This is a genomic window from Bacteroides intestinalis (genome assembly GCF_003464595.1).
Lineage (GTDB): Bacteria > Bacteroidota > Bacteroidia > Bacteroidales > Bacteroidaceae > Bacteroides > Bacteroides intestinalis_A.
The window spans coordinates 4106-30686 of record NZ_QRZF01000027.1 but is presented as its reverse complement, the minus strand read 5'-3'; the positions used below and the strand labels follow the sequence as shown (position 1 = coordinate 30686).

The following is a 26581-nucleotide window of genomic DNA, read 5'->3' as shown; positions in this document are numbered from 1 at the left end:
TATTTGACGGATTTCTGTAGTTCGTCACAGAGTTTTCATATCTGATTTTTTTATATCGAGTGGCATGCGGCTATGTATATAGTTGTGTGGCATGCGTTTATTTTAGTTGAATAATGAATTATACCTATAAACAAATATGGCTCATCAATTTTCCCGTAATGATGAGCATTCTGATGGAGCAATTAATCAATATTACTGATGCGATTTTTTTGGGACATGTGGGCGAAGTGGAGTTAGGAGCTTCTGCGCTTGCGAGTGTTTATTATCTGGCCATTTATATGCTGGGATTTGGTTTCAGTCTCGGTTTGCAGGTCATGATTGCCCGTAGGAACGGGGAGCAAAGATACAAAGAAACGGGAAAAACCTTTTTCCAAGGTCTATTCTTTCTGAGCGGATTGGCCGTATTCTTAAGTCTTACTTCCTATGTGTTGTCACCTGTTATCCTGAAGTATTTTATTCATTCTCCAGAGATTTATAAAGCTGCGGTCGACTATCTGGAGTGGAGATGTTTCGGCCTATTATTCTCTTTTCCGTTTCTTGCATTTCGCGCTTTCTTTGTTGGGATCACGAAAACGAGAATATTATCATGGGCAGCTACTCTGGCAGTTCTTATCAATATCCCATGTAATTACTTGTTTATCTTCAGTTTTGATTTGGGGATTTCAGGGGCGGCAATGGCTTCTTCACTGGCTGAAGCCGGTTCTTTATTGATATTGGTTATCTACGTCTTCCTGCAAATGAATAAAGGGAATTGGGGGTTAAGACTTGTTTACGATGGGAAACTATTAAAGTCACTTTTTCATTTATCTGTATGGAGCATGATGCATGCTTTCATTAGTGTTGCTCCGTGGTTTCTCTTCTTTGTGGCTATTGAACGGTTGGGTGAAGTACAATTGGCTGTATCCAATATAATCAGGAGTATTTCTACTGTTTTCTTTGTGATAGTCAATTCTTTTGCAGCCACTACCGGTTCGCTGGTCAGTAATCTGATTGGTGCGGGAGAGGGGAAAAGCATGTTCCGGCTTTGTGGTAAAATCCTCAGATTAGGATATGCACTTGGCTTTCCCCTGATAATTATTGCTATGTTATTAAATAAGCAGATTGTCGGATTCTATACAGATAATGTGGCGTTGATCGAACTTGCTCATTATCCGTTTATTGTAATGTTACTGAATTATACATTTGCTCTGCCCGGCTATGTCTTTATGAATGCAGTTACAGGTACAGGCAATACCCGGATTGCATTTATTTTTCAGATATCCACTATAGCTTTCTATCTGTTTTACCTGTATCTGTTGAGTTATAGTTTCACAGCTACCCTTCCGGTATATCTGACGGCTGAGTATCTGTTTGTGATTCTATTAGGTGTACAATCTTACATATACCTGAAAATGAAGCAGCACCGATAAAGATCAGTATCTCTATTTGATGGGTAGAGTAACAATCATCCGTGTACCTTCCTTATATGCAGGATCTATTTTTATCTCTCCGGCAAGTCGTTTTGTGATGAGCCGGCAGAGATACAATCCCAGTCCATTGCCGGGCATAAAAGTGTCAAGCTTGGAGAATCGATTGAATACTTCTTCATGCTTCTCTTGCGGGATTCCGCAACCGGTATCGCTGACATATATTGAGATTTCCTCTTTTGATTGATTCACTCTATATCCTAAAGTGATCTGGCCTTTTTCTGTGAATTTATTGGCATTACTCAGCAAATGTTCAATAACCTGCGTCAGGTATTGAGCATTGCTTGGAATAATCATACTCTCTTCTGTAATCTCTAATTTATATTCTATACCTTCCTTTTTCTTAAGCTGCTTCATTTCATGTACACAGATATTCTTAAGATCTATGGGTTTGCATGGGAGCTTTTCTTCTGAAACATCCAGATTTGCAACTTCCAACATGCTGTTAATGAGACTTGTCAGCAATACTGTATTCTTTTGAATTTCCGGAGGAAACTCTTTTCGCATTTCCGCATCTATCTCTTCATTCATGATCAGATCGGAGAATCCGACAATAGCGTTGAGCGGAGTACGTATCTCGTGACAAATGGAGTTGATGAACGATTGCTTCATCTTTTCGCTTTCCTGTGCTTTGAGATGTAAGGCTTTCAGTTCCATCTTCATCCTTTTCTCTTTTTTCCAGGAGAAATATAAATAGGTACAGATGGCGACTACGATTATCAATAAAATGCTGAGAGAAGTAAGCATGGTCTTCTTATTCTTAATTTCCAGCATAGTCTTCTCATTATTGAGTGCATTCATATCATACTTTACCTGCAATTCATTGAGTTGCTTGTGTGTAGCTTCCGTACTCAGTGAGTCTTGAATCTGATGTGAAATCTTCAGATATTTCAGTGCATTCTGATAATCTTTGACTGCTTCATAAGTCATTGAATTGATATTGTATAGTCCCGGCAAATTCAATGGGGCTAATGTAGTAGCAAACTTAATAAGGCTATCATTGGCTGCTATTGCTTTATAATAATCTTTTTCTGTATGATTATTGGAATAATAGTTATTGGCACAAAGATAATAATTATATTTATCCAGGTCATTGGTCAAATTCTTGCCAATTTTTTGAATACGTTTCCAGTATGTTTTTTCTTGCTCCAATGTTAAATACGGCAAACTACTAATCAAAAATGAATAGTACTGAAGAAGATATGGGTCTATATTATAGAATGGTCGTTGTTTTTGGTAATCAGTTCTATATTTATGTTCTACCATATTAATGAGCTGTTCCATGATTTTCACAGCCTCTTTACCCTTTCCGGTCTGGCCATATGTAAAACACACCCTCCAGGTAATGAATTTCTTATAGATATATTTGTCTTTTTCGGGGAGTGATTCTGCAAGTTTCATAGCCTTATCCAAATAAGGAATTGCCTTTGCATATTGGTCGCTCATATAGAAACTTGTGCCCATATTATAAGCTGATACTACCTGATTGTAAATGTCTTCTTTTCCATTTGCCTTTGAATTTTGAGAACTTATTTCTTCTTTGATGGCTTTGTCTCTTTCTCCGGAGTAGCACCGCGAATCGAAAGTACGCATACGATAAAAAGGCAATAAACTTTTAAGTTCTTCTTCAGTTGCTATTTTTTCAAAAAGTTTGGTATATTTGGCTATCGTATCTTTATTGTAATCATAGATTCCGGTAGTCAGAATGTCATCAAGTGCATTTAACATGCTCTTTCTGTCATTGATTGTTGATGCTTCCTGATACATCTTCAATAGATAGGTTCTGGCTTCAGGGCTTTCCGAGTATATGTCTGCCAGATTTCTATATATTTGGACTCTCTGCTCGGGAGATTGGGTGTTTTTTAAAACACCTAGAAGACTATCTGCTGCCTGGGTCAGATTGGAGGCAAGCGCGGTCGAGCTAATAAGTATAAATATAGTAGTTAGTAAATGTCGCATAATATGTTGCTACTTTGTAATGGCGCAAATCTACTGCTTTTTTTCGTGATTTTCCATTGTTTGAGAAAAATAATTTTAGAGGGTTAACTTTAATATTTTTACCTTGTTTATTTACCTTCTGAATACGTCAGGTTTTGCAATAAAATTCTGTTTTATTGCGTTTTGGAGTGGGTCGTTCTTGTGAATCAGAGAGAAATTCTTATATTTGTGAAATGACGATAAATGTCATATAAATCTTTATAGACTTAATACTTAAAAACGTAACTAAATGGCAAAAATCAATTTTTACCTTCTCTTTAATGGCAATTGCGAAGAAGCATTCAATTTTTATAAATCAGCTTTTGGTGTAGAATTTACTTTTGTGGGCAGATATGGAGATATTCCTCAGCAGGATGGTATGCCTCCGATTCCTGAGGGCGAGAAAAATAAAATAGAGAATATCTGTTTGCCTATTGCAAAGGAAACCGTTTTGATGGGCGCGGATGTTTGCGGTTATATGGCGCAAAATACAGTTTTCGGTAACAACTTCTCTTTATATATAGAAGCTGATAATAGGGAAGAGGCAGATAGATTGTTTGCCGGGCTATCAACAGATGGCCGCGTGACAATGCCTATGAGTGAAGCACATTGGGGAGATTATTTTGGGATGTTTACCGATAAGTTTGGCGTTAACTGGTTGATAAATGCCCGTAAGAATGTAGGTTAGACACCTAATATATTGAAAATTAAATACCAATAGAATAAGTATGGAAGAAATGTATTGTCAGAGCTGTGGTATGCCGCTCACGAAGAAAGAAGATATAGCGACGAATAAGGACGGCTCTCTTATGAACGAGTATTGTATCTATTGCTTTAAAGACGGAGCATTTACAGGGGATATCAGTATGGAGGGCATGATTGATATCAGTTTGAAGCATATGAAAGAAATCTTCAAGGATGATCCTGGCTTTAATGAGCAGGAAGCACTGATTAAAATGAGGGGATTTTTTCCGGGGTTGAAGAGGTGGAAAAGTAAGGAATGAATCAATCAAATAAAAAAGCGTTGTAAATCAATAATTTACAACGCTTTTTCTTAAGAGTGGTGCCACCAGGAATCGAACCGGGGACACAAGGATTTTCAGTCCTTTGCTCTACCAACTGAGCTATGGCACCATTGTTTCTCTTTTGCGGTTGCAAAGGTAGTGAAACTTTTGGACTGTGCAAGGGCTTTGGAGATAAAAAACGCTGATAATTGCCTATGTGGCTAAGTATCAGCGTTTATAATTTAATAAAAAAAGTGTTTTTTTATTCTTCTCCCTTTTCTGCTTCTGCATTTTCGGTCGTTTCGTCTTTCAGCGGGTTCCAGCCTTGGGCTTTCAGCTCAAATTCCTGACCATCGCGGGTAATCAAAGCACAACCCAGTTCCGGTTTCGTGATATGACCGATCAGCTTCACATCCTCCATTTCAGAAATCTTCTCGTGGTCAGAGATGGGGACGGTGAATAGCAATTCATAATCCTCACCACCGTTCAGTGCACATGTAGTCAGATTCATGTTGAACTCCTCTGCCATGACAGCTGTCTGGTAGTCGATAGGAATATGCTCTTCGTAAACGCGGCAGCCTACTTTACTTTGCGTACAGATATGCAGCAATTCAGAAGATAAACCGTCTGAGATATCCATCATGGAAGTGGGTTGAATCCCTTCTTCCGCTAATTTCTCGATGATATCACGACGTGCCTCCGGTTTTAGCTGGCGTTCCAGAAGATACTCTTTTCCAGAGAAATCAGGCTGCACATCAGTCTTCCCTTTTAATGCCACCTTTTCGCGTTCCAATAGCTGTAGACCCATATATGCCGCACCCAAGTCACCGGTCACACAAACCAGATCAGTCTCTTTGGCACCATTCCGGTAGACAACCTTATCCTTATCTGCCTCACCAATACAAGTGATGCTGATTGCCAGTCCTGTAAGCGAGGAAGAAGTGTCACCACCTACGATATCCACGTCGTACTCCTCACATGCCAGGCGGATGCCTGCATATAGCTCCTCCATATCTTCTACGGAGAAGCGCTTGGAGAGAGCCAGGGAAACCGTTATCTGCTTCGGGGTACCGTTCATGGCATAGATGTCGGAGAAGTTCACGACAGCCGCCTTATAGCCTAAATGTTTCAGTGGGACATAAATCAAATCGAAATGTACACCTTCCATCAGCAAGTCGGTAGTAATCAAAACCTGCTTTTCGGTAGGATAGGAGAGCACGGCGGCATCGTCGCCTACACCGTACTTACTTGATTCATTCTTCAGTTCAATGCCTTCGGTAAGGCGGCGGATAAGACCGAACTCACCGAGGCTTGATATTTCTGTTCTCATGATTACGCTCTGTTTATCAATTCTCTCATAATTTCCGTCATCTTCGGTTGTGCAGCATCGGCAGCTTTCTGTACTTCCTCGTGCGTTACTTCCACAATCTTACCTTCCACACCGAGGTCGGTAATTACGGAGATACCGAACACTTTGATGCCACAATGATTGGCAACAATCACTTCCGGCACTGTAGACATACCTACTGCATCCGCACCGAAGATATGGAATAATTTATATTCGGCAGGGGTTTCAAACGTCGGACCTTGCGTACCGACATATACGCCGTGTTGCACCTTAATTCCTTTTTCTGCTGCAATAGCATTCGCCTTACGGATCAGCTCTTTGTCATACGCCTCACTCATATCCGGGAAACGTGGGCCATACGGAATGTTCTTGCCACGCAACGGATGTTCCGGGAAGTAATTGATATGATCCGTAATAATCATCAGGTCACCGATTTCAAAATCAGGATTCGTACCACCACTGGCATTTGAAACGAACAGGGTTTTGATTCCCAGTTCACGCATCACACGTACGGGGAATGTTACTTCTTTCATCGAGTAACCCTCGTAGTAATGGAAGCGTCCCTGCATTGCCATGATATCTTTGTTGCCTAACTTTCCGAATATAAGCTTTCCGCTGTGTCCTTCTACCGTCGATACGGGGAAGTTTGGGATTTCCTCATATTTTATTTCATACTTCTCAGTGATTTCGGTGGCGAGACTGCCTAAACCGGTTCCGAGGATAATTGCTGTCTCTGGTTGTGTGTGCATTTTACCTTTTAGGTAAGCTGCTGTTTCTTGAATGAGCTCTAACATAGCCAATAATATTTTGGTTAAATATATGTTGTTGATTTTGTAAAAATTCTATTTCAATAGGCAAAACGTATAGATACGGTTTCAAAGCTTCGGCCAATGCCGGATGATGTTGCAGCCTTGTCGCATCCTTTTCTGTTGTGATTATCAGCTTCTTATTTCCTTCCATACGCTCGAAGCGTTCCTTGATCATTTGCAGATCCTTGTTACTGAAATCATGGTGATCGTCAAACTGACATATGTTCACATGCGGCGTATATGCTTCCAGTTTTTCCACCAAGGGTGCGGGCGAAGCGATTCCTGTAACCAGCAACACCTGTTCGTCTTTTTCCAGTGATGTGAGTGTTCTCCGCTTCTTGCCGAAAAGCGGTGTCAGTGCTCCGTATCGGAATGAGGAGAAATAAAGTTGTTGGTATGGGTACAGTTTCAGCCTTTTCGTGATGATATTGAAATCTATAGGCTTGATATCCTCCGGACATTTGGTTACGATCACGATATGCGCCCGGTTTTTACCGTCTTCCGGTTCACGCAATCGTCCTGCCGGAAGCAGGGTGTCATCTGAGAACAACCTGTGAAAATCAGTCAGCAGTATATTCAGACCGGCTTTTACATGCCGGTGCTGGTAAGCGTCGTCCAGTAACACCACATCCACTTTGGGATTGTCCAACTTCATTAGTTGTTCGATGCCATGACAACGATTTTCGTCTACAGCCACCCGGATATCCGGGAATTTGGTTTTTATCTGATACGGTTCGTCGCCGATGCTCTTTACGTCTGTTTCTTCCGTAGCCAGCACATATCCCTTGCTTTTCCGTTTATAACCGCGGCTCAGCATGGCAACGTTCGCTCCTGTCTGTTGCAACAGCTTGATAAGATACTCCGTGTGTGGCGTCTTGCCTGTTCCGCCTACAGCGAGGTTTCCGACACATACCACAGGTACGTCAAAACTCTTTGACTGGTAATATCCCCAATCAAAGAGTTTATTTCTCAGGTATACTCCCATCCCGTAAATCCACGAGACGGGGTATAGCCAATAGTGTATCTTAACCAGCGGTTCTTCCATCCACTCCTTTCTTTAATTGATGTTCAACTCGAACGGAACGCGTGCCTGAATCTTATCGTAATTCTCAAAGTTATTCAGCCAATCGAACTGATTGTAAAGTTCACCTACTTTGCCTTTCAGCATACGAGATTGGATATATCCACCCGGATTCGTATCCATCAGCGTTTCGAAGAAACTCTTCTTGCCGGGGTAAGACATTACGGTGTAAGCATCCAGTCCGGCTTTTGCGATAGCCATTTCCAATGCTTTGTCCAGTCCGCCCAGTTCGTCTACCAAGCCCAGTTCTTTGGCTTTGGCGCCTGTCCACACACGACCTTCGGCAATCTTCTTGATTTCGTCCGTAGTCATGCCGCGTCCTTCTGCACAACGTTTCACGAACAGTTCATAACCCTCGTTCACCATATTTTGCATCAAAGCCTTTTCACCATCATTCAGTGCACGTCCCATCATTCCGAAGTCAGAATATGTATTTGTCTTCACAACGTCAAATGAAAGACCGATCTTGTCTGTCAGCCCCTTCACGTTGGGGAACATACCGAAGATACCGATGGAACCCGTCAGCGTGGTCGGGTCAGCTACGATGCTGTCTGCGTTACAAGAAATATAGTATCCGCCTGATGCAGCATAGTCCCCCATAGATACAATTACCGGTTTTTCTTTTTTCAACTCGGTCACTGCATACCATATTTGTTCCGAACCGAAAGCGCTACCACCCGGAGAGTTCACACGCAGCACTACCGCTTTCACGTCTTCGTCTTCTTTCAGTCTGCGCAAGTCGCGGATCACCTTTTCAGAGTTGATTCCATTTTCGCTATCAGCATATGAACTTCCGCTATCAATGGCACCATACGCATAGTACACGGCAACAATGTTTCCACTCTTATCTTTCGGAACGTTTTTCTTTACGTTTACCATATCTTTCAGAGTCAGTACCGGCATACGATCATCTTTATCTATGCCTATCAGAGTTTTCAGATAGTTGCGTACATCATTCTTATATATTAAGGTGTCTGCAAGTCCATATTCCACGCAGTCTTCTGCAGGGTAGAACATCAGCATCTTGTCGGCAGCTTCGTTCAGCTTCTCCTTGCTTACGCCTCTTGATTCGGAGATGTCGCCCAACATTTGTCCCCAGATGCCATCCAGAAATACAGTTACCTGTTCGCGGTTGGCCGGGCTCATTTCGGTAGAGATAAACGGTTCTACAGCCGATTTGTAAGTACCTACTTTGAATACCTGCATTTCCACACCAATCTTAGACAACAAATCCTTGTAGAAAACCGGAGTAGAAGCCAGACCATACCAGCCGATTGAACCTTGTGGATTCAGCATCACCTTGTCCGCTACACTTGCCAGGTAATACAGACGCTGTGAATATTGGTCGCCGTAAGCTACTACGAATTTACCGCTGGTCTTGAAGTCAGCCAGTGCTTTGCGTATTTCTTCTATGGAAGCAAAACCTGCGCCCATTGAACCGGCCTGCAGATAAATACCTTTGATGTTTTCGTTATCCTTAGCCTTCTGGATAGACGACAGAATGTCATCCAAACCATAAGTGGTTTCATCTTCACTCAGGAACATGTCGAACGGATTGTCCTGACTGCGTTCAGAGAGCATACCTCTCATGTCGAGCATCATCACAGAGTTCTTGCGTACTTGTGTTTCAGACTCCGACGAAGACAGCATACTAAACAGTATCAGGATGCTGACGAAAAACAACACAACGCATGACACGATAATACCTGTGATGGTGGCAAGCGTAAATTTAAAAAATTCTTTCATTGTAGTTATTGTTTTTTGTATGCTAACTTATAAAAGCTAACAAAGATAAATAATTGAATTGATATTTACCCTATCTGTCGCAAGGTTTTTCATTTTGTCACACTGTCTATCACAAAACATTATTATCTTTGTGTCGTTTAACGTTAAAAGGAGAACAAATCATGGGTAATAAAATCTATCCGATCGGCATACAAAGTTTTGAGAAGATTCGTAAAAACGGTTACTTTTATGTTGATAAGACGGCACTGATCTACAGATTAGTGCAGACTGGTAGCTATTACTTTTTGAGTCGGCCGCGGCGTTTTGGCAAGAGTCTGCTTTTGTCTACTTTAGAGGCTTACTTCTCGGGTGCACGCGAACTTTTTGAAGGACTTGCTTTGGAACAGTTGGAGAAAGAATGGAAAAAACATCCGATTTTGCATCTGGACCTCAATATCGGGAAATATGATGCGCCCCACAGCCTTGACGATATTCTGAATAAGGCATTGTTAGAGTGGGAAGCCATTTATGGTACCGGTGCGGGTGAGGTAACTCTTGCTCTGCGCTTTGCAGGTGTAGTGGAGCGGGCTTACAAGCAAACCGGCGAAGGTGTTGTTATCCTTGTTGACGAGTATGACAAGCCTATGTTGCAGGCTATTGGAGACAAAGAGCTTCAGACCGAATTTCGTAATACCCTGAAACCTTTTTATGGTGTACTCAAGACGATGGACAGATGTATCCGGTTTGCTCTGCTGACGGGAGTAACTAAATTTGGTAAAATCAGTGTCTTTAGTGACTTGAATAACCTGAATGACATCTCTATGGATGAGCCGTTCGTCTCTATTTGTGGATTAACGGAGAAAGAAGTGCATGATAATCTGGAAGAAGATTTGCATGAACTGGCAACGGTACAAAAGATGACGTATGAACAAGTTTGTGTCGAGTTGAAGAAGTGTTACGATGGCTACCATTTTGTAGAAGATTCTGAAGGGATCTACAATCCTTTCAGTGTACTGAATACCTTTTATAAAATGAAGTTTGGTAGTTATTGGTTTGAGACCGGGACACCTACTTATCTCGTAGAATTGCTGAAGCATAATCATTATGATCTGGAGCAGATGACTCACGAAGAAACCAGTGTGGATGTCTTGAATAGTATCTATGATGATGATAGTCCCATACCTGTGATTTATCAAAGCGGATATTTGACAATTAAGGGATACAATTCTCGTTTCGGCACCTACAGTTTGGGGTTCCCGAATAGAGAAGTCGAAGAAGGGTTTATAAGGTTTTTAATGCCATTCTATGCAAGGGTTAACAAAGCGGAAGCTCCGTTTGAGATACAAAAGTTTGTTCGTGAAGTAGAGAGTGGGCAACCCGATGCTTTCTTCCGTCGTTTGCAAAGTTTCTTTGCCGATACTCCTTATGAGCTTGTCAGTGACCTGGAACTTCATTATCAGAATGTGCTGTTTATAATCTTCAAGTTGGTAGGCTTCTATACGGAAGCAGAGTATCATACATCTGAGGGACGTATAGACTTGGTGCTGAAAACAGATAAGTATATCTATGTTATGGAATTCAAGCTCGAAGGTACTGCCGAAGAAGCATTGCGGCAAATAGAAGAAAAACAATATGCTCTACCTTTTGAATCCGATTCCCGTAAGTTATTTAAAATTGGGGTGAACTTTAGTAATCGTACCAGGAACATAGAACAATGGATCATAAAATAACATTTTAAGAGAAAATCATAAGAATCGACAGATACATCCTATCATTTTAAACATAGCACTGCACGACATTGTTCGTGTGGTGCTTTTTATTTTTAATACAATTGATTATGAAACAAAACAGTTTAACCGGCTTCATGAATGAAGTCATTGTAGAGTTGCAGCAGGAGGGGCGTTTCGCCACTGCTAATATCTACAAGTATGCCCTGCGGGCATTTACCCAATCCGTGGGAGGTGGTGAAATCTTCTGGGGAGGTCTGAACAGGGGGGCTTTGCATCGCTTCCAGACTTATCTGGAAGATTTGCAGAAGAGTTACAACACTATCTCTACTTATATCCGTGCGCTGCGTGCGGTTTACAATAGGGCAGTGGACCGTGGATTGGTGGCGGGTGAATTCCGTCTGTTTGCAAACCTGAAGACAGGAGTGGTTTCGGAAAAAAAGCTGGCAGTTACAGCTTCACAGATGCAGAAGCTGGTGCATACGCCCCGAAGCCGACAGCTACCGCCGAAGGTTCGTCAAGCGCAAGACATTCTTTCATTGATGGTACTGTTGCAAGGGATGCCTTATACTGACCTGGCGCATCTGCATAAAGCGGACCTGAATGATACTTTGCTGACTTGTCATCGCCAGAAGACAGGTACGGAACTATGTGTGAAGGTGCTTCCCGAAGCTATGAGACTGATTGAACGCTACCGTAACCATAAAGCAGATTCTCCTTATCTTCTTAATATCCTGAGTGGCACTTGTTCGGAAAAAGAAGCTTTCGAAGAATATCAGGGGAAACTTCGCGATTTAAACCTGCAACTGTCCAAACTTCCCGGACTGTGTGGGGTAGAAGGGGTGAAAGTCAGCTCATACACCGCACGCCATACATGGGCTACACTTGCCAAGTACTGCCAAGTGCCGGAAGAAATCATTTCCGAAGGATTGGGACATTCCTCACTGGAAGTTACTCGTACCTATCTGAAAAGTTTTGGAGGAGATGAACTTGAAAAAGCAAACCGGATGATAATTGATTACATTTCTACTGGAAGAAAAAAAGTGTGGAGTGGAGCTTGAATTTGCTGTTACTTCGTAAGTAACGGTATGCAGAAGGCATTACTTCGTAAGTAACGGATGTATAATCTTGCTGCAAAGATATTAAATTTTTAATAAAAACAAATTATAAATAATAATTTTGACTGATATTTAACTGAAAACACGACTCAAACAACCAAGACAAATTATAAATCGACATATTACCGGCTTATCGGCTATGAGAAAACACATAAATTCTCCTTTCCACGTTTCACCTTCAACATGGACCTGTGATATTCTACGCTTTATTTTTGCGTATTCTGCTCTTTAGACGCCCGCCGTATTCCTATAACACCTTATATTTTCCGTATTTGCGTGCTTCCGTTACTTACGAAGTAACGGTTAAAGACAATAATTATGCTAACACAACTGACACAAACAGCTATCGCCGTATTATACGACATTTATGCTGGTGGCATACCATATCGCACAGCACAATTGACTATTGCGCCGCAAGATTTGATCGACATCCTCACTAAGTTTGAGAGGGCCGATTTGATTCATCGTAAAGGAGTTCCATCATCCGGGCTTCTTTCTTCCTATGAACTAACTCGCGATTATAAGGATATATCCCTGCTGAATATTCTGGAAGCTCTTGATGAACACTTGAATTGCAATCAACCCACCAAGGAGAAGATGTATCTGCAATACCGTGCTGCTGCCCATCGGTTGGGAGTCATTAACCAGATGACCCGACTTTATTTATCTGAAATCAAGCTGATCGATCTATAATGAAAAGGAATTTACCCATAATTCTCGGCAAACTTTGTGGCATGCTGCTTCCGCTACTTCTTGTTGCGGCCACCTTTACCGGTTGTGCCAAACACTCGTCCGAAGATACTCCCGATCCTGTGCCTATCCGCCTCTATACCGGTATTCATACCCGTGCGGCGGTCGATGCATTCGATGCTACCCCTGTATGCATTGCCTGCGGCACCTCTTCCGGGCTTTATACTACTACTTGGGACGGCATCGCCACGGCAAACGAGATCACTCTCACCCCAGTACGCTATTATCCCGAAGATGGTACTTCGCTCTATCTGCGTGGTTACTATCCTCCTGTACCGATGGCTGCCGATGGTACATTGACTTTTACCCTTACCGGGGACGAAGACCTCCTGCTCAGCGGTGAGCAAAATGGCTCCCTTTCTTCACCTTTTACTTCCGACAGTAAAGGGACGTTGATTTACAATCATCTGTTGACGAAATTAAGTTTTGCCATTCATTTGGAGGGCGATGATATACCTTCCCTTCGTGTCCGTTCTCTGCAACTCAATGGATTGGCGGGGCAAGTTACACTGGCTTTGCAAACCGCTGCATTATCCTATGGTGATGCCACGGTTCCTGTGCCTATCTATTCCGCCGCAGCCGATGCCGAAGGGCTTCCATTTACCGACGGAGTATTGCAGCTTCCCGGTTATGCCTTGGTGCAACCTCAGTCCGACTTCACACTCGATATGGTGATTGCCGTTGACGATGACCGTTCCCACGATCTTGAATACCATGACTTGGCTATCAGCTTCGAGGGTGGCGAGGGCGAAGGCGGCATAGCCTATACGGTGAAGGTGGAATTGCCGACTCCCACATTTCCCGATCCTGTACCTGTCAGGGTTACCGCTACCATTGTAGCATGGGAAGCAGGTGATTCCGGTAGCGGAGATATTCCCGGCTGGGAGTGAAGTCTTGATAGTAACTACTATATAAACGAACGAATAAATTATTAATCATTTAATTAAGACGTAGAATATGAAAACAAAATTGAGTTTAGCTCTGCTGACCATGTTGATTGCGGCAGGATGCAGTGAAAGTGACCAGAGTAATTTGCCGGATTCTCCTGTAAATGCAGTGCCCATCCGTATTGGTCAGAGCGTGAATGCAGTGTCACGTGCGGTGGCCGAAAATGGCACCAGTGTGACCGCCACTATTTTGAGATGCGACGGTGATACCCCTTCGGACTGGAGTGGATTTACTAAAGTGGATAAAAATGTGATTGATGGTTCTAAACAATTGATTGCCCGTGCCAGTGTTTCGGCAGCCTCTTTCGTAGTAGGTACTACCCAAGAGATTTCATTGAATCAGGAACTTTATTATCATACAGATAACAGTACCAATTCATTTGTTGCCGGTGTATCTCCTGCCGGTCAGGTTGCCGATGCCGGAACTGCTGTTGCTTTTAGCCAGAAAGACGGTACGCAAGACGTCATGTATGCTCCGGCAATAACTGTAGGTAATGGAAGCTCAGCAGCAAGTTCCCGTAATCTGACATTTGCACATAAGACGACTCAATTGAACTTTGAGATTAGACTGGAAAAAGTATCCGGTGGTGGCGAATGGAATGGTAAACGTGTGGCTTTGAAGAGCATTGCTATGAAGGATGTTGCCGTACCTGAGGCAGTAGATGCTGCAGATGGTACTGTTACTTGGAGTTCTGCGGCAACTTTGGCTGTTCCCGGCATTACCGAAACTGTTATTGCTGAAGCTGCCACTGCTGCGGGAAGTCCGATTATGATAAAAGCGGGTGATAAAGTAGTTGTGGATGTGGCTATTGTAGTAGGCGGTGATACGAAGGTGTTTAATAATGTCCCTGTCATGAACGGAGATTCCCATTTGACTACCGTAACAGGTAAGTCTCATAAAATCACCCTTACTATGAAGGAACCGGCCACTGCAGATGATGCAGTTAAAATTACTACTACTGCTACCGTTACTCCGTGGGTTGTAGGCGATTCCGGTACAGCTGAATTATAAAATATTTAAATAATTACTCATGAGACGTTTTCACCTTTTGTTTCATTCCGTGCTGTCAGTTTCCCTGTGTTTTCTCGCAGCTTGTTCGTCCGACGTTTCTCTTCCTGTAGAAGAGGTTGTTCCGTTGGATTTGTGTGCTGGCGGGGATGCCCTGATTCAGACTTCCGTCACTCGTGCCGACAACCTGCCGGAAAAGGCTTTCGATGCCACTGTAATGCTTACCACGAGGCAAGGAGACTATTCCGGGCTTACGGCGAAGTATGAGGGAAGTCATGGCGTAACAGTCGGTACGAATGGTAGCGTCTCTTGGAAATTGCAAAGCGGTGTGCAGCCGGTCTATCCCGAAACGGGTAGTTGGCTGTATGCTGTGGCAATTTCTCCGACAGGTGTTTCCGATAGTAGTGGTAATGTATCTTATACACTCACAGGCAAGGAAGATCTGCTGTATGCACCGGAAATACGTGGAAACAAGTGGGACAGTGACCGCTTTGCCGGGAATACCAACAGCAGCTATGACAAGCCGTTGGAGTTCTCACATCTGCTGACCCGCTTGCAGTTGAAGGCTTGTAAGAAGCAGACCGGTGGCTTGGCAGTGAAGATTACTCGTGTGAAGGTAAACGAAGCGGAAAGTGCCGTGACATTGCCATTGGCAACGGGTGTTCCTGCATTCAGTGGCACGAAAGGGCTTTCGCTACTTCCCGGTGAGGGGAATGCGGGCAAGGAAGTTCCGGCTGATGGCACTACCATTACGTTGGGTGATCTGTTGCTTCCTCCGTTGGCTGCGGGCCATACCTATACATTGGATGTGGAAACATCGACGGGGACTTACCAAGATATTCCGATCACTTTCTCCGCTGCCTCTACGGATAGAATGTTTCAGGCGGGAGTTTCCCATGAAGTCACATTGAAGCTATCCGACAATGAGTTGGGTATCTTGTCTGTGAAAGTAACTCCTTGGGAACTGGTATCGGTAGATGATGATCTGGACTTAGTTCCATAATAGCATGAACAAACGAACTGTTATGAATGATAAAAAGAAAATAATAATGAAAACCAAACAACTGATGAATCTCGCCCTTATTTCCGGTCTGTTGCTGACTGCCGGATGTTGGGATGATCAAAACACCGGAACTGCTGAAAACAACGACCCGGTGGAATTACGGATTTCTCCAAGAGTGACACTGACACGCGGGGTAGTAGATGGTGCTGCGTTCGCTGATGGTACTACTGTGGCGGTATATGCTGAGGGAGCAGATTATACGAGTGATAAAAGTAATAATTACGCAAAATATAAGTATAGTAGCAGCGCTTGGAATAGTGACGGGTCTGATAAAATATATCTGACGAATGCAGAGGCTACGATTTATGCCTATTATCCTACTGGTGATACGTATAATACTACTAATTTGACGATTCCTGCTAAACTCTTAGAGGGAACTGATGCTACTACTATCACTGCCGTTGATAATGTAACCGGCACTTCTATCGCTGCTGCTGATGGTGAAGTGGATTGTATGTATGCAACGCCAGTTCCAAAAGTTACGAATAAATCAAACCAAACTAAAGGTGTGGAACTGACCATGAAGCATGCTCTTTCTATGGTAAGTTTTCGTGTTTACAAAGCAGCCGATTATGAAGGTACAGGTAAGTTAACGAAGATTGTACTGAAGAATGTAGGTGACGGTACTACTTTAAGCAAAGGCGCAAGCCCGACAATGAATATTAAGAACGGTACAATTACGGAAGGTACTCCGACTGCTGCAACCTATACGCGTACTATTAAAGATGGTTACACATTAGAATCTACTACTAACGGTGCAGGTGCCAAAAAATTCAGTATCATGGTGCTTCCCATTTCTACTTCCATCGGTAATGATAAAATTCAAGCTACCTTCACCATTGATGGAGCAGAATACACAGTGAAATTGACAGCACCTACCGCTAATAGCGGTGCATGGCCTGCCGGAAAAAATCATCTCTATACAGTGAAATTAAGTGGTACGGAGCTTTCTTTGGGTACTATAACAGTGACACAATGGGAAGAAGTAGTCGGTAGTGCTAATCTGGAAATTAAGTAATTTTATTAGTTTTATTTCATATATGAATAAACTCTCAATCTTTTACCTGTCCGTCTTTTGCACCCTCCTGCTTGCAGGCGGGTGTACCGACGACGGTTGCCTGTCCGACACGGATACTCCTGTCTTTCTGCAACCCTCTTTCAGTACAGCCTCCAATGTCTCCGTCCGCTCCATTGTGAATGAAACGGGTACAGCAACCGGACAGGTAAATAAAATAGGCGCTTACCTTACCCGTACCGATGGTCATACCGCCTATGCCGATCCTGCTATGGTTTATACTACCTTTGCCACCACAAACGGTACCACTTGGGGCGGAGCAAAGAAACTCAACCTCCGTACCGAACAGGCACGCCTCTATGCTTGGTATCCGGATAATGGAACGGCCCCCACAGAATCCGGAACCACCCGGACCATACCTTTAACCTTACCTGCCGCGCAAACCTTCGACGGCACAAGCACCACTGCCTGTTCACAAACCGACTACCTCTACGGCTCGGCAAGCAATACTGCAGGCGATGCCACTGCCATCACTGTAAGTGCAACTAATGCCACCCCAACCGTCTATCTGCAACACGCCTTAGCACAACTTGTATTTACCATCGAATACAAAGCCGGACGCGTGCCCGATAGCGAGTACGACTATGTGAAAAGTATCAGCCTTACCACCGGCACGGGCACATCCGTTTTCAGTGCTGCAAATGCAGCCGGCACCCTGGCACTGAATGACGGTACGATCACTCTTGCCCCAACCACTACCATCACTTTTACCGCAACTGCAGGAACTTCACAACTTCCGGGTAATATCGGTGCCCCGAAACCGGTAGCTTACGGATTGGTTGCCCCGAAAGCTAAAGACGAAACCAGTACCAACCCGATATCCCTGAACCTCGTATTAGGGCAAAAGTCTGCGTCAACCAACGACCGCACCCTGACCGCCGCCAACGCCGCCCTGTTCAACGGTGAGTGGAAGAAAGGACATCGCTACACCTACAACTTGCAACTCGACAAGAATGACATCACCCTGAAAAGTGTTGAAATAAAAGCTTGGACAGAAAAGGACGGAGGCTCGCAGGACGTGCCGCCCGTTATAGAATAAACCGACGAAAGGAGAAACGAACCAATGAAGAAACAGATTTTAAATATACTGCCCTATATCGCTTCCGGCTTCCTGTTACTGGCATCCGGTTGCACCGACGAGCAATCGGGTATTCCGGTAGCGTCAGGCACTCCGCTCACCATTACTGCCGAGATCGGGACTTCCGCTTCCCCTTCATCTACAGATAGGTTGGGGGATGCTGCACCTGCCAATGACTACGATCTGAGTAAATTCAGAACCGATGACCAGATCAATGTAACCTGTACACGTAACACTGCCCTGCTGGCATCTTCCGGATATACCCTGAATGCAACCGGTAGTTGGAAAGCACCCGCAGGTAGCGAATTGGGCTTTCTTCCTGCCGTGACGTATCGTGCTTCTTTCCCGGTCGGTTATGATGGCATCCAGGCAAGCCAGGAGAAGAAAGCGGATTTCCTGAAAAGTAACTACCTCCGTACGCCCGAAGTTCCTGTTTCGGGTGCTGAAGTGAAATTTACAGGCACGAATGCCTTCAATCATGAAAATGCAAAACTGACACTGAAATTTACTGGTGTGAATAAATTGCCTGTTTTCAGCCGGATGACCGTGCAGGCAACCGGATTGCGGACGGGCAGCAGTACGGCTACTGAAAGTATCAATATGCTGCGCCCTGTCGATTCCGACTACCTCTGGTGCGCGGTGATTTATCCGCGGGCCAAGAATACGGACATTTCAATAACAATAACAGATGCGTATGGCCTCACCTATAAAGCTACTGTCCAATGTGCCATGGCAAAGGGAACCAGCTATACATATACACTGAAACTGCAGAATAATATTCTCGTCCCGGTAGGTCAGGCCGAAATAAAGGACTGGACGGTATCGGGCAGACATAATGGGGACTTTGACTAATTAAAAGTAAGCATGATGAATAAGACTCATATATATACTAAGTACACGGGTGTCCGGTCACAATTCCGGTTACTACTGTTATTGATAGCGGGTATATTCGCATCGTGTACACAGGACGGTGCAGGCGTCGCTACGCCGTTGGAAATATCTGCCGAAATCGGTAATCCCCAAACCCGTGCGGACGACCCGCATCTATCGGACTATGATAAAAAGAAATTTGTGACCGATGATGTGATTAAAATATCAAAAACAGGATCAACCGACGTCAATTATAAACGGACGGCAGCCGGAGGTTGGACCCCGTCTGTGTCCACTACTCCGATGACTACAACGGGTAATGGGGAGACTTTTACAGCCACTTTTCCCAATGATTTTTCAAGTATACTGGCAGATCAAAGCACGCCTACTAAATTCTGGAAAAGCAATCGGCTGACTGCTACCGCCGCTGCCACCGGAAACCGTGTCAGTTTCAGTTTTGCACCGGCTGCCTGTAAAATTACGATTATTGTAAGTTTTCAGGTTGATAATAGTAGTGGAAGTGCTAAGGTTACCGGAAAGGGACTCTGTAGTGGAAATAAAACTACCGAGGAAACCATCACATTACTGAAAACCTCCGAAGCCGTGAGACGCCATACCTATTCAGGTATCTTTTCACCCGATGCTGCCACGTCCTATCTCATTTCGGTGACGGCAAGCCCCTTTGGGACCCGTACTTATCAGGAGAAAGGCAGTGGCTTGACCTTTCAGGCGGGATACGAATATCAATACACGTTTACCGGAACGAATGAGTTGAACCTTACCAGCGTAGTCGTGACGGAATTTCTTCCGGGTTTCAGTACTACTGATGGTGAAGAAGATGCCGGCAATGCAACCTGACCGGTGTAACAAAGTAGAACGAGAAAAAATGATGAAAATGAAATATACAGATATCTTGTTGGCTTCCGTAGCAGCTCTCGTATTCTTGGGCTGTGACGGAGACGGTGTACCGGAACCGGACACTGAGGGAAATGCTTTGCAGTTACGTTCGGTGGAGTTGTCCGATCCTTCGGTCACTCGTGCGCTGGGAGCTACCCAGTTGACTAAAATCGGTGTATATGTCACCGATAACGCGCATGCAGCACTGGCAACGAATGCCAAATCCGTGTACGAATTGGCGAATGGAACATGGAGTTCAATTACTCCTCCCGATATAACGGTGACGGATGCGAGCACTCCCAATCGTTTATATGCCTTTGCTCCGTCGGATCTATCGGTCACAAATTCCTCTGTCGGTAATCATTCCGTACCTGTTCAGGTGGTAGCGGACAATTTCAACGCTTCCCAGCAGGTGGATTACCTTTGTGCCACCCCGCTGACGGCTACGGCTGCTTCCCGTGCGGTTACCTTCACCATGAATCATGCTCTGGCAAAGGTTAGTTTCCGGGTGTCGAAATCTGCCAATGTACAGGAAACGCTGACTTTGACAAAGATAGAACTGCTAAGTAGTACCAGCCGTTTGCAAATGGGTTCGAGTGGTACTATGAATCTGAGTACCGGAACCCTGAACGGTCTGGCATCTACCAATTCCATCGCTTTGGAAGGATCGGCAGTGCTGAGTACCTTGCAAAAAGACCCTAATGTCAGTTCTTTGGTAGCCCCTATGAGTGCTGCCGAAACGCGCCTTTCATTTCGCCTTACTGTGGACGTCACCGAGGCCGACGGTACCGTCACTCCCCGTTCTTTTGAAACGGCGGTTGTGAGTGCGGTGCAATGGAAAGCAGGCTATCATTATGTCTATGCCATTACGGTGGACAAGATGGGCGGCAGTCTGACCAATGTAAAGATTGACGCATGGAAGAGTGATGCAAATCAGAATACGGGAATTGGAATATAAGTGACTTATGAAATACAAATCTTTAAATTTAGCCTCCCGCTTTCCGGTATTTTCCGGCCTTGTTTTGGGAATTTTGCTGGCAGGATGCAGTGCCGGTGATGCAGTGCTGCCGGATGCTGACCCTGATTCGGAGCCGGGGGAACCTGTGACATTGACGTTCGATATGTATAGTGCCTCGGTGACACGTGCCGATGCTGCTTCTACATCAGAAGATATGGCAATCGGTAAGATATTCCGCATCTACGCTTTTTCGGCAGGAAGCACGAATCTGGGAACTCCGCTGGATAGTAAAAACTACACTGTCCAACCCAGTGAAGCAGATGCTTCAAAACCCGGCAAGGCTACAGGCAGTCTGACCCTGTATCGTGGAACGTACGACCTCTATCTGGTATCTTACAATTCTTCTACCGAAGTGCCGGAGTTGGATAACAGCGGAGCATTTACCGTAAGTAACGGAAAGGACTTCATGTACACCAAGTTGGAAGGCATCGTGGTGCAACCGGATAAAACGGGAGACAATACCATGCTGGTATCTCTGCCCAAACCTTTTACTCGCATGGGGGCGCAGGTGATAACCACTGTGAAGGCAAGAAACTCCATGCAACCGGTGACTCCTACGGCATTGGTTGTGAATTACATTAAGGTGAGCGGCCTGTACGGAAGTTTTGTCTATAAACTGAATAATACTTCCTGGGAGACGCCGAGTGCTACTACTGTTGCCAATGCATCCTATTCTTTTGAAAAGTTCGATTCAAATAATACTTTGGAGTATGATGTTACCAAGGAACGCACCAGCGATCCCGGTGTACTATTGCCTGTAGGTGGAACGCAAAAGATGAAGTTTGATGTGAATCTGACAGTGAAATATAAAGATGGCAGTCAGACGAAAACTTCTACCGATTCCTATTTTGCCACTATTGAAAAAGCCTTGTTGCCGGGAATGACGTATCAGTTTGACTTCTCACTGACATTTTACGGTGCGATTGTTCCTTCCGACCTTACGCTTGCCATTCGTGAATGGACAACGTCCAATCTGACCGGTGAGGATTTGGGAAAAGATTGATCAAAATACAGTGTATGCTTATGAATAAGATAATAACCCTTCTTTGTGTTGCTGCCATCTTTCTGTTTGTGGCTTGCGAATCTTCGGAACCAGTTGAGAATGAGAGTGGGGGACTCAGTATTTATTTGAGTCTGCCTCCGGCCTTGTCGGTAGATACTCGTGCCGGATCTATCGGTGGCGTTAGTATTAATGATGTGTGGGTGGTGCAGTTCGATGCAGATGGAAAGATGTTGCATGCTGTATGTTATGGCAGTGATAAGATTAGTGATTTTGGAACCAGCGGAGCACTTGTACAGGTAGAAACGGGTAACTTTTCGGATGTAAGCGGAACTTTCCGTATTATCGTAAATTTCGGTGAAAGCCAAAGTCAGTTGGTTGCTTTTTCCAAAAATACTAATGCTCAAAAAGTAGATTTGGAAGGCATCGTAATCAGCTATTCGAATTATAAAAGCCAGCAGAATTATCTGGTTTCGGATGACATAGAATTTAAAGGTACTGATGCAAGTGGTAAAGCGGTTCTTCTGGCCGGTTTGAGCTATGCTTATAGCTGGATTGATGTAAAGTGGACGAATAAAGTGGCTTCTCCCGCACGATTCACCCTTCAATCTATAACGGCTTATAATCTACCTGAATCATTCGCTCTTGAAAGCCGTGCCGGAACAACTGTCGGTGCTTATCCGGCAGCAGATCAAATAACCAATACTTATCCGGTTGATACTGACGCCACCGATAATGGTCTTAGTGTAAATGGTACCTATACTTTCTATATGCCCGAAAATCTTCGCGGAGTAGGTTGCGGCAAATCTTTCCAAGAGAAAAACCTCAATGCCTACGGTCCTAAAGCCGACGGCAAGGTGCCCGCATTGGGTGGTGACGGCAAACCTGAAACGGGTGGTGACTTGTCGAAATGTACCTATATTGATCTGGTCGGGTCGTATTGGTACAGTTATAGTAGCGCTGCTCCGACTGCCACGAGTCCTATCTCTGTCCGCTATCGTTTGTATCTGGGCGGCAATCTGGTGAATGATTACAATGTCCGCCGCGGCTACCACTATACAATTACTGTGCAGATCAGCGGCGCCAACAGTGGTGATGTGCGGGTAACCATTACGAATGGTAATGTGGTGGTGTTTGATAAGGTGGAGACGATTGATAAAGTGGTGGATTTTTAAAACCTGAATGATATGATTGGGATAAAGAAGAAGATCATGGGACCTATGGCAGGTCTCATATTACTCGTAGGAATTACAGCTTGTGAAAACGAACTGGGATTCTCGTCACCACAACAGGAAGAAAAACAGGTAACTGTTTCTCTTTCGTTAGGTTTTGCTGACGAAGAGGATGGTTATACACCTTCCGGGACGACACGTAGCAATGGCATGGCGCAGGACGGTGCTTTCAGTGCTGAACCGGTGCCAATGGTACATACAAGAACTGATGCAGGGATGAAACCTGACAAGTTGTATGAACTTCGCATCATGCAATATGATAGTAATGGAATATTGAAGAAAAGCCAGAGTTTCTCCGGATCTACGGATTTGAACAAGAAACTGACCCTCTCATTGGCGGCATTGGATGATTGCCAATTGGTGATTGTGGCTTGTGGAAAGGACAATGGCTCTCTCAATTTTGGCAATAGCATATCAGAACTCCAGAAGTTGACTCTGGATAAAAGTTACTTCGATGCTATTCCTACCGATGGCAGTACAAGTGCAAGTGGCATTAATATCAACAAAATGCCTTATCTCCTCCATTTACCTCATGTTAAAGTAACGAGCGAGGGCATTCAGAGTGTGGAGGGTGCATACGATGCCCGTTTATTACTCAAACGCCTGGCTGCCAAGATGACGGTGGCATGGAATAATAAGTTGACGGATAATGCGTATGCTGTCAAAGAGGTCCGCCTCTGCCAGATACCTGCAGCCTTCCGGCTTCTTCCGGCCGCTACACAAACAGAATGGGGAATGACGTATCCATCTGCAATCGTAGAATTTGTTGACTATTTCCGTTTGACCGATCCCGGTGACTTGGCGGCAGGTTCAAAAACCTTGTGGATACCTGCCAATGCACGCGGAACTTCAGCCGCCGCTTCTTCTTCCTATTATCGTACGAAAGAGAATGCCCCCGATGCCGCTTCGTATGCGGAAGTGGTGGTAGATAATTCTACTAAGAATGAACGTCTTTATTATCGGGCTTATCTGGGTGGTGATGCCTCTACGGACTTTAATTTGCTGGAAAATACGGATTATACCTGGACACTGAATATCAACTCCACTGACTATCGTGGGGATGGCCGTATCCAATTGCTGGATCAGACTCCGGTAATCAGTACCAACATTGTGCCCACCAGCAACTGCCTGATGATGCTGCCGGGTACGAATATCTGCTTTAACCCTTATAAGCACGAGGCAGGAACGGATGGCTGGAATACTTATCTGACGGATGGTGCTACATTGTCTGCTGATAAGGCTATCGATCATGTCCGGGTATTGTGGCAGACGAAAGATACCGGAACCTCTGGTGATTTGGTATTGGGATATGTTGTAGACAAGGATAATCATGCCAATTTGGTAAATACTACTGATATCGGAGATTTAAATAAAGCACTGGTACACGTAAAAGTACCTGTTACCAAGGGAGGAAATGCAGTGATAGAAGCTGTAAATCAGTCAGGTGCCACCGTATGGAGTTGGCATATCTGGATTAGCGACTATGTACCGGCTGGGCTGGATGCAAGTAAAATAACGGATGGAGCTACTCGCGAGGCTGCCATCAACGATGCCCGGAATGCGACTCAAGGTGGTGCGGTACAGGTATATCAGGGTATTTCGTGGACGGATGCTGCCGGAGCTTTCTATAAATGTGTCATTATGGATCGCAATCTGGGAGCTACCAAGGCAGGCATGCAAGATAACCAGATTGACGGACGGCGTACTCTCGGCTTGCTTTATCAGGGAGGGCGCAAAGATCCGTTCTTTGCTGCAGCAGACGGCACAACAAAAGAGACAAAGACTATTTTTGATGAAGTGGGTGAACCGTTGGATGTAAAAAAACAAAAACTGACTTCGGTGGAACAGCTAATACAAAATCCATTGACGTATAGTACAGGTACGAATAATGAATATCCTGCCATATCTTATAATTGGAATGGGGATGGTCCTAAAACTATTTATGATCCTTGTCCTAAAGGATGGAGGGTTCCTTCCAATGGTATTACGCAATCGGCTCTCTCGGGATATAATTCTTCTATCTTTAGCGATGATGGTACATTCAAGTATTGTATGTGGATAGGATTCGGAGCCAATGATGGTACTACCGGAGCACTGGAATCGATTAAACCGAAGTTCAACAACATAATGTTCTACAATGGCTCTACCATATCTTCCATTACCGGTGCAGTACAAGAACCGGATTTTGTGGGTTCAGGATTTATTTACTATGGAACTTCAGAAGGTCCGGATGGCGATAAATCCATATTCTTTCCTGCCGTTTCGCTTCGTGAAATGAATGGCACTTACCGGGATAAAAAGAATAGTACAGTTTATCAGTGGACTTCTGAACATGGAACGAAGACTACGAGTGGTATGTTGATTTATCAGATTCAGGATAATGCCATTGCAGTTACACATCCTATCGACTGGAAATTCGGCTTTTCAGTGAGGTGTGTGCAGGATAATATTCGGAAGAAGCCTTGATGGTTTCTTTTATGATGCGCTCTTTGATATGTTGGAATAACGGAAAACAAATGTATTTAGTCTTCTATCCTGTACTATGTATGTTGTGCTGAAATTTTGTATATAAAGAGATTTTCTCCACACTGTGTAGAGAATTCATTCCCTTTATTTAACCAGTGGGAGGAGAGTAAAATAGTTTGTTGAAAGTTTACTTATCAATAGGAAACTGACTATTTTTGCGTTGAAACGAGTTAATGAAATGAAAGAATGAAAAGACCTGAAATCATAGAAGCCATTCGCAATACATTGAAAAGTGTCGCTCCTGATGCTCAAGCTATTTTGTATGGTTCAGAGGCTCGTGGAGAAGCACGTCCCGATAGTGATGTTGATGTGCTAATTCTGCTTGATAAAGAGAAAGTGACATTAGAAGATAGGCGTGCAATAACATATCCGCTTTATGATATAGAGTTTGAGAGTGGAGTTATTATTAGTCCGATAGTGCTTTCTCGTAAGATATGGGAGACATTACATCGTATTACTCCATTTTATAAGAATGTAATGAAAGAAGGGATACTGTTATGATGACAGGAAACCAAAACTCATGCTGGAGTACGGCAGATGTTGGGTATGCATTTTGTTAGGACTGGGAAGTTTCCCATACCTTTAAGTAAATTTTATACGGATCTATTTGATAATAGGCAAATTGGGGATTATGAAGATTTTATTTATTTTGATGAAGAGACCACTTCGGCATTATATCCCCAAGCATTAGAGTTAGTGGAGACTATAGAAAGAATGCTGTTTAAGTAATTTTTTTAATAAAATATTGTTTTCCGTCCCGCCCCGTGCACAGAAGTGCATGAGGCGGGACGGCTTGTTTTCTGCTATTCCTATGCTAAAATTGATAATTTAAAACAAGAATATATGAAACGGATATTTAAA

The 26581-nt window shown here is 44.0% G+C and carries 23 protein-coding genes and 1 tRNA gene; 18 read left to right on the top strand and 6 right to left on the bottom strand.

Going from position 1 to position 26581, the window contains the following annotated elements:
* Positions 1-113 precede the first annotated feature (113 nt).
* Positions 114-1409, top strand: coding sequence for an MATE family efflux transporter (locus DWW10_RS23425; RefSeq protein WP_118422284.1), 1296 nt, complete (start codon positions 114-116; stop codon positions 1407-1409).
* 12 nt (positions 1410-1421) lie between these two features.
* Here the strand turns inward: DWW10_RS23425 and DWW10_RS23420 are convergent, their stop codons facing one another.
* A complete protein-coding gene (locus DWW10_RS23420) occupies positions 1422-3425 on the bottom strand; it encodes an ATP-binding protein (protein ID WP_022394024.1) in 2004 nt (667 codons plus the stop codon).
* A 268-nt stretch (positions 3426-3693) separates the two neighbouring features.
* On the opposite strand from DWW10_RS23420, the gene DWW10_RS23415 reads away from it, so the two are divergent.
* Together DWW10_RS23415 and DWW10_RS23410 are read left to right on the top strand one after the other, a co-directional pair.
* The gene (locus DWW10_RS23415) at positions 3694-4131 is read left to right on the top strand and encodes a VOC family protein (protein WP_022394025.1); all 438 of its coding nucleotides are present in this window, start codon (positions 3694-3696) and stop codon (positions 4129-4131) included.
* 40 nt (positions 4132-4171) lie between these two features.
* The gene (locus DWW10_RS23410; protein ID WP_118422283.1) at positions 4172-4447 is read left to right on the top strand and encodes a zinc ribbon domain-containing protein; all 276 of its coding nucleotides are present in this window, start codon (positions 4172-4174) and stop codon (positions 4445-4447) included.
* A 57-nt stretch (positions 4448-4504) separates the two neighbouring features.
* On the opposite strand, the gene DWW10_RS23405 is transcribed toward DWW10_RS23410, so the two are convergent.
* The 5 genes from DWW10_RS23405 to sppA all read right to left on the bottom strand — a co-directional run bounded on the left by DWW10_RS23405 (position 4505) and on the right by sppA (position 9431).
* Positions 4505-4577 (bottom strand) — tRNA-Phe (locus tag DWW10_RS23405).
* 132 nt (positions 4578-4709) lie between these two features.
* Complete coding sequence (thiL, locus tag DWW10_RS23400; protein ID WP_022392223.1) at positions 4710-5777, bottom strand: thiamine-phosphate kinase; 1068 nt, start codon at positions 5775-5777, stop codon at positions 4710-4712.
* A gap of 2 nt (positions 5778-5779) precedes the next feature.
* Positions 5780-6589 (bottom strand): purine-nucleoside phosphorylase, encoded by an 810-nt coding sequence (locus DWW10_RS23395; RefSeq protein WP_022392224.1) that lies wholly within the window; start codon positions 6587-6589, stop codon positions 5780-5782.
* The gene (gene lpxK / locus DWW10_RS23390) at positions 6546-7649 is read right to left on the bottom strand and encodes a tetraacyldisaccharide 4'-kinase (protein ID WP_022392225.1); all 1104 of its coding nucleotides are present in this window, start codon (positions 7647-7649) and stop codon (positions 6546-6548) included. The genes DWW10_RS23395 and lpxK overlap by 44 nt, the downstream gene beginning before the upstream one ends.
* Before the next feature lie 12 nt (positions 7650-7661).
* Positions 7662-9431 carry a signal peptide peptidase SppA gene (gene sppA / locus DWW10_RS23385; protein WP_022392226.1) on the bottom strand — a complete coding sequence of 590 codons (1770 nt, stop codon included), beginning with the start codon at positions 9429-9431 and terminating at the stop codon, positions 7662-7664.
* A gap of 161 nt (positions 9432-9592) precedes the next feature.
* Between sppA and DWW10_RS23380 the strand changes: the two genes are divergently transcribed.
* From DWW10_RS23380 to DWW10_RS23310, 15 genes are all read left to right on the top strand, one after another.
* On the top strand, positions 9593-11140 hold the full coding sequence (locus DWW10_RS23380) for an ATP-binding protein (protein ID WP_022392227.1): 1548 nt from the start codon (positions 9593-9595) through the stop codon (positions 11138-11140).
* 107 nt (positions 11141-11247) lie between these two features.
* The gene (locus DWW10_RS23375; RefSeq protein WP_022392228.1) at positions 11248-12198 is read left to right on the top strand and encodes a tyrosine-type recombinase/integrase; all 951 of its coding nucleotides are present in this window, start codon (positions 11248-11250) and stop codon (positions 12196-12198) included.
* Between the two features lie 375 nt (positions 12199-12573).
* Positions 12574-12948: a hypothetical protein gene (locus DWW10_RS23370; protein ID WP_022392229.1), complete on the top strand. Its 375-nt coding sequence runs from the start codon at positions 12574-12576 to the stop codon at positions 12946-12948.
* On the top strand, positions 12948-13895 hold the full coding sequence (locus DWW10_RS23365) for a fimbrillin family protein (protein WP_022392230.1): 948 nt from the start codon (positions 12948-12950) through the stop codon (positions 13893-13895). The genes DWW10_RS23370 and DWW10_RS23365 overlap by 1 nt, the downstream gene beginning before the upstream one ends.
* A 67-nt stretch (positions 13896-13962) precedes the next feature.
* Positions 13963-14964 (top strand): fimbrillin family protein, encoded by a 1002-nt coding sequence (locus DWW10_RS23360; RefSeq protein ID WP_022392231.1) that lies wholly within the window; start codon positions 13963-13965, stop codon positions 14962-14964.
* A 19-nt stretch (positions 14965-14983) separates the two neighbouring features.
* Complete coding sequence (locus DWW10_RS23355; RefSeq protein WP_022392232.1) at positions 14984-15964, top strand: fimbrillin family protein; 981 nt, start codon at positions 14984-14986, stop codon at positions 15962-15964.
* Positions 15965-16010: 46 nt separating this feature from the next.
* Positions 16011-17042, top strand: coding sequence for a fimbrillin family protein (locus DWW10_RS23350; protein WP_022392233.1), 1032 nt, complete (start codon positions 16011-16013; stop codon positions 17040-17042).
* A 22-nt stretch (positions 17043-17064) separates the two neighbouring features.
* A complete protein-coding gene (locus DWW10_RS23345; protein ID WP_022392234.1) occupies positions 17065-18138 on the top strand; it encodes a fimbrillin family protein in 1074 nt (357 codons plus the stop codon).
* Positions 18139-18162: 24 nt separating this feature from the next.
* Positions 18163-19029, top strand: a complete 867-nt coding sequence (locus DWW10_RS23340) for a fimbrillin family protein (protein WP_022392235.1) — start codon at positions 18163-18165, stop codon at positions 19027-19029.
* A gap of 12 nt (positions 19030-19041) precedes the next feature.
* Entirely contained in the window at positions 19042-19905 is an 864-nt protein-coding gene (locus tag DWW10_RS23335; protein ID WP_118422281.1) for a hypothetical protein, read from the top strand.
* A 37-nt stretch (positions 19906-19942) separates the two neighbouring features.
* Positions 19943-20902 (top strand): fimbrillin family protein, encoded by a 960-nt coding sequence (locus DWW10_RS23330; RefSeq protein ID WP_022392237.1) that lies wholly within the window; start codon positions 19943-19945, stop codon positions 20900-20902.
* 7 nt (positions 20903-20909) lie between these two features.
* On the top strand, positions 20910-21965 hold the full coding sequence (locus DWW10_RS23325; protein WP_022392238.1) for a hypothetical protein: 1056 nt from the start codon (positions 20910-20912) through the stop codon (positions 21963-21965).
* A 20-nt stretch (positions 21966-21985) separates the two neighbouring features.
* Positions 21986-23137 (top strand): DUF4906 domain-containing protein, encoded by a 1152-nt coding sequence (locus DWW10_RS23320; protein WP_259320529.1) that lies wholly within the window; start codon positions 21986-21988, stop codon positions 23135-23137.
* 12 nt (positions 23138-23149) lie between these two features.
* Complete coding sequence (locus tag DWW10_RS23315; RefSeq protein ID WP_022392240.1) at positions 23150-25660, top strand: DUF4906 domain-containing protein; 2511 nt, start codon at positions 23150-23152, stop codon at positions 25658-25660.
* 246 nt (positions 25661-25906) lie between these two features.
* Positions 25907-26221 carry a nucleotidyltransferase domain-containing protein gene (locus DWW10_RS23310; RefSeq protein WP_022392241.1) on the top strand — a complete coding sequence of 105 codons (315 nt, stop codon included), beginning with the start codon at positions 25907-25909 and terminating at the stop codon, positions 26219-26221.
* Positions 26222-26581 lie beyond the last annotated feature (360 nt).

Coding starts and splice junctions, on each gene's coding strand:
- DWW10_RS23345 (WP_022392234.1), top strand. CDS start 17,065: ATGAATAAACTCTCAATCTTTTACCTGTCCGTCTTTTGCACCCTCCTG.
- DWW10_RS23315 (WP_022392240.1), top strand. CDS start 23,150: ATGATTGGGATAAAGAAGAAGATCATGGGACCTATGGCAGGTCTCATA.
- DWW10_RS23320 (WP_259320529.1), top strand. CDS start 21,986: ATGAATAAGATAATAACCCTTCTTTGTGTTGCTGCCATCTTTCTGTTT.
- DWW10_RS23310 (WP_022392241.1), top strand. CDS start 25,907: ATGAAAAGACCTGAAATCATAGAAGCCATTCGCAATACATTGAAAAGT.
- DWW10_RS23350 (WP_022392233.1), top strand. CDS start 16,011: ATGAAAACCAAACAACTGATGAATCTCGCCCTTATTTCCGGTCTGTTG.
- DWW10_RS23375 (WP_022392228.1), top strand. CDS start 11,248: ATGAAACAAAACAGTTTAACCGGCTTCATGAATGAAGTCATTGTAGAG.
- thiL (WP_022392223.1), bottom strand. CDS start 5,777: ATGAGAACAGAAATATCAAGCCTCGGTGAGTTCGGTCTTATCCGCCGC.
- lpxK (WP_022392225.1), bottom strand. CDS start 7,649: ATGGAAGAACCGCTGGTTAAGATACACTATTGGCTATACCCCGTCTCG.
- DWW10_RS23395 (WP_022392224.1), bottom strand. CDS start 6,589: ATGTTAGAGCTCATTCAAGAAACAGCAGCTTACCTAAAAGGTAAAATG.
- DWW10_RS23420 (WP_022394024.1), bottom strand. CDS start 3,425: ATGCGACATTTACTAACTACTATATTTATACTTATTAGCTCGACCGCG.
- DWW10_RS23415 (WP_022394025.1), top strand. CDS start 3,694: ATGGCAAAAATCAATTTTTACCTTCTCTTTAATGGCAATTGCGAAGAA.
- DWW10_RS23365 (WP_022392230.1), top strand. CDS start 12,948: ATGAAAAGGAATTTACCCATAATTCTCGGCAAACTTTGTGGCATGCTG.
- DWW10_RS23360 (WP_022392231.1), top strand. CDS start 13,963: ATGAAAACAAAATTGAGTTTAGCTCTGCTGACCATGTTGATTGCGGCA.
- DWW10_RS23370 (WP_022392229.1), top strand. CDS start 12,574: ATGCTAACACAACTGACACAAACAGCTATCGCCGTATTATACGACATT.
- DWW10_RS23355 (WP_022392232.1), top strand. CDS start 14,984: ATGAGACGTTTTCACCTTTTGTTTCATTCCGTGCTGTCAGTTTCCCTG.
- DWW10_RS23425 (WP_118422284.1), top strand. CDS start 114: ATGAATTATACCTATAAACAAATATGGCTCATCAATTTTCCCGTAATG.
- DWW10_RS23380 (WP_022392227.1), top strand. CDS start 9,593: ATGGGTAATAAAATCTATCCGATCGGCATACAAAGTTTTGAGAAGATT.
- DWW10_RS23340 (WP_022392235.1), top strand. CDS start 18,163: ATGAAGAAACAGATTTTAAATATACTGCCCTATATCGCTTCCGGCTTC.
- DWW10_RS23410 (WP_118422283.1), top strand. CDS start 4,172: ATGGAAGAAATGTATTGTCAGAGCTGTGGTATGCCGCTCACGAAGAAA.
- DWW10_RS23325 (WP_022392238.1), top strand. CDS start 20,910: ATGAAATACAAATCTTTAAATTTAGCCTCCCGCTTTCCGGTATTTTCC.
- DWW10_RS23335 (WP_118422281.1), top strand. CDS start 19,042: ATGATGAATAAGACTCATATATATACTAAGTACACGGGTGTCCGGTCA.
- sppA (WP_022392226.1), bottom strand. CDS start 9,431: ATGAAAGAATTTTTTAAATTTACGCTTGCCACCATCACAGGTATTATC.
- DWW10_RS23330 (WP_022392237.1), top strand. CDS start 19,943: ATGAAATATACAGATATCTTGTTGGCTTCCGTAGCAGCTCTCGTATTC.